Here is a 3,866-nt window from a genome sequence, read left to right on the forward strand (position 1 = left end):
CCCAAAAACGCCACTTTAATGCGTTATTAAAAACCGTTACTCAACGTATCCACGCAACCGGGGATAGACTTTATTGTCAAGTGAAGGATAATCAACTAATGTCCTTGACCGAGGATTATAATTTCCCGGTTTTTGCCAGAGCCAGTTCGGATGCGAGTGAGTGTTTACAACTTATTGCAGAGGCTGACACTCCTAATCTCACCAGGGCCTCCTCCTACTCAGTCGAATCAACGATACTGCCATCGACTGCTGATAATCAGGCTGATAATTTACAAAAAACCTTTATTTTTCTTGACAGCATTGAAAATTATACTCTAGCTCTGCTTAAATTTTTAACTGCTGTAAAATCAACAGGGATTACTGAAATTGATGAAGTGAAAAAGGATGGCCGCTATTTATTGCAAAAATTAATTCCAAAAGAAGAGCACTATATCCTACTGGCAGAAACAGCTTATATGGATACTAAACCTATTTCCATTACTTTAACTAATGACGATTTATATTTGTTACTTTTGAAAATGCCACAGGAAATGTTGGAGGACGGCTACTCGGCAGAAGATGTCGTAACACTTTTAAATAAATCACTAGGTCAATTGCATATATCAGCGCTGGATAAAGTCGACTCTTCTTATCAAATAACTGCTGTTGCGCAGAATGAACCAAGTGGGCCAGTGCGGATCAAACTTGTAAGTTCACAGACGGGATTGAATCCTATAGAGGTTTCACTATCTCGATCGGAGCTCTTCGATTGTTTAAAATCACTTAGTCAAGAGGAGAAATTTACTCTGAAACATTTTACTTAAATGAACTAGTTTTGACTGATGTGGTCAAGCAAATTATCGGAAAAATCATCACCATAAACCCGTGGATCCTGACCATCAGAACATGCTGGATTTTGTGAAGCAAATTGCTGAGAAAAGTGGATTTTCCTATGGCAGCCGGAGGATGATGTGGTCAAGCAAATTTGTACACCCCAGTTAAGCCGCGTTCATCATTAATTCCCAGTAATTTTTTTCAAATTGATTCGGACTTTGATAATCCAAAAACGAATGCAATCTTTGATTGTTATAAAACATAGGTCACTTCCACTCGGTTTTTGTGGTTAGGTTTTCTACGGGATTGGTCAAATCCCTCTGATGTGTGCCCAAATCATTAAATCACCTCACTCACAGGTACCGATTCGATGCTAACGATATCATCTAGATATTGGATTTGACATTTGCCTAGCCGCTGGACAAAGATTATATTTGGATTGTACCCTATTTTATCTCTTTCTAGTTTAGCCAATATGACATCTTCTTGTAAATTGACACTAGCAAGACAAGGTTTCTCGTAAAGTACTTGATTGAAAGTAGAAGTTTCTCTTTTAATTTTTTCTTTTGCTGCTTTTTCGGATTTAAACAGAGTTACTCCAGATGAAAATGAATTCCTTATATCATCAGGTGTAACATCAATGTTTTTAAAGGAATCGTTTAAAATAGCATCCCATATGCTATCTGAAAAAACTTTGTATGCTACATTTTTGCCAACCGCATAGAAATGGCTGTCTTTATATAGGACGGTTAATCCAATTATTTTTGCATTACGCTCTATTTTCAAGAATATATTAACAAAGTGATATAATTCTTTGGAGGTGGCCCGTAAATTTATAAGTGTATTTAAATCGAGAAAGGGAAATAGATCGTCGATAAGAACCTCTTTTGGCACTGTAGATAAAGGGATATTTTCAGCTTGAGGAGTTTCCTGTTTACCACCATAGGTACCGGTTATCAAAGACGCCATCTTTTTAAACATAAATAATCCTATTTAACTATCATCAATACAGGTCAGTTTAGCAAGTGAGTATACCTGCTGTAGAACGCAACATTGTGTTACTCTTTTAATCTTGCAATTATGCCATCATACTTTTCTATTTATTTAAATAAATTCATAATCCGTGCGCATTATTCTCATCAGGTTGTATATGTCTAATCGATTTATTGAAGTCATCGTAACCATATCTAACAAAAGGATCTTCGTCAATGAGACCTGTTTCCTCCGCTCCTTCTTCGAAGGGTATATCAGCATTGATACCGCCACCCGAAACATCATTTGTCCATGCATCATGCGTGTAGCTCGAATAATACCCCAATTTTCTGTTTGAACGTGGTGGGGTATCAGTGGAGTTTCTTATGCGCGCATCTTTCAGGGCTTCTTCTATTTTTGATAGAATTTGAATAAATTTATCTCCGTCAAAATTAGGGCTATCACTACAGAAAATTACAAACTCTCGGCCTTTCATTGTTTTACTGCTTTGAGATTTGACCGCATATCGTTCATTCATTACTTTGAAGGAACCTAAATTATTATCCAAAGCAATTTTTGCAATAATAGCTAGTGCTTTAACTATATCTTCATGATGAATTGATAAATTTATCTTCCAGTCAGATTTTTTTTCATTTATCCTATCAAGATTAGATTTTTTATATACGACCCACGTGTCGTTAAATATTGACAAAGAAAAATTGACGAATGATGGCGGTAAAGTATTTGGTTGGCTTTGAACTTTTTTATAGTAGTCTAAAATCCCATTTTCATCACCTTGATTGGTTTCTTTTCGTGATAATGAGAAAATTGAAAAAACCGTACTTATAAAAGAAGGTGTTGGCGATGAGCTACTGTTTTTTTCATATCTTTTCCAAAGCTTCGAACGCTCTTTAATTAGGGTAAAAAAAAGTTGTTTTTTGGTATTACTCAACTTACTCAATGAAGTTTCTTCCAAGATTTCAATGGGAACCACCTTAAAAATCATATAGTAGCTATTATTAAAAAAATCTATCGCTTTATCCTTGTCTCTTTGATACATTACGGTCAAATAATCTAGCTCGAAGTCAAGCATAAAAGCCAATATTTTAAGTGATTCTTTTCTTGAGCCATCTGCAGTCCATGAGTTATGATTAAATAGCTCTACAGCCTGAGCGCTTGTAATGTAGTTTTGCTTGCGTTTATTGTTATTGCCAGATAACCCTAAGAACTCAACAACCTTTTCTCTCTGCTTTGGGGTTAAGGGTACTTCTGATAATAAATCCCGACTCCCCCATCTATCAAAATAATATAAGTTACCCTCTTCCGTGTACACATAGGCGGGAAGATCATTTTTTTTTGCAAGTTCATCTGTTATCTTCCTGTTATTCGAATTGGCTTCAATCTCTGCCTCTTTCCGTACAAGAATTGGTATGCTACCATCTGGGTTTTTGTAAAGATTATAAAATTCGATTTTATCTAAATAACCAGGCATCTTTCTCATCATAAACTCAGCCTGCTCGAAGGCATCGTTTATTGAATTTTTTTCATACCCGAATTCAAGTTCTATTTGGTCTATCTGGCGTCGAATATCAGACTCTTTAACAGTTGGACTAAAGTTCACTGATGAGGTTCGCAAATCACCTGTCGAGAACTTACTGAAAAACTTCCTTCTCTCTTTTTTATTTGGCATGTTTTTTAAAAAAATATCCATGGCGCTTGGAATATTTTCTCCTTTAATTTCAGCCTTGTTAAAACCCGTGTCAAGGTTAAAATATAAAATAGATTTTGTATCTATGGTAAATAGGTGCTTGGATTTAATATCTTCATCTGAATTACAAACTTGAGTCAAAAATTCGTTTCTCAAGTTTAACATGGCTCTTGCAACATGATCTGGTACAGATGCCCGATTTAAATCCGTAGAATGTCCAATTTTATAAATGTCAAGTATCGCAAAAAAAACTTTTCTTATAGCTTCTATTTTTTCATCGATTGAATTTTTATCTTTCAGCATATCATGGATGTTTAAATCCCTATTTTCTTTTATAAAAGAAAGCTCTGTAATATTATCAAGATGTTTTTCG

At 35.2% G+C, this 3,866-nt stretch carries 2 protein-coding genes and 1 pseudogene; 1 reads left to right on the forward strand and 2 read right to left on the reverse strand.

Translation table 11 applies throughout. The features are described from left to right. On the forward strand, positions 1-803 hold an 803-nt coding region (locus tag Lery_RS08650), incomplete at its 5' end, for a hypothetical protein (RefSeq protein WP_193392310.1). Between the two features lie 349 nt (positions 804-1,152). Here the strand turns inward: Lery_RS08650 and Lery_RS08655 are convergent. Both Lery_RS08655 and Lery_RS15435 read right to left on the reverse strand, forming a co-directional pair. Beyond that, positions 1,153-1,794: an F-box protein gene (locus Lery_RS08655; RefSeq protein ID WP_058526869.1), complete on the reverse strand. Its 642-nt coding sequence runs from the start codon at positions 1,792-1,794 to the stop codon at positions 1,153-1,155. A 133-nt stretch (positions 1,795-1,927) separates the two neighbouring features. Continuing rightward, a pseudogene (locus tag Lery_RS15435) lies at positions 1,928-3,866 on the reverse strand (hypothetical protein); the annotation flags it as partial.

Origin of the sequence: Legionella erythra, assembly GCF_001467615.1 — a bacterium.
Classification (GTDB): Bacteria; Pseudomonadota; Gammaproteobacteria; order Legionellales; family Legionellaceae; genus Legionella_C; species Legionella_C erythra.

What these genes read in the sequence shown, in the direction of transcription:
- Lery_RS08655 (WP_058526869.1), bottom strand. Translation starts at nt 1,794, where the DNA reads ATGTTTAAAAAGATGGCGTCTTTGATAACCGGTACCTATGGTGGTAAA.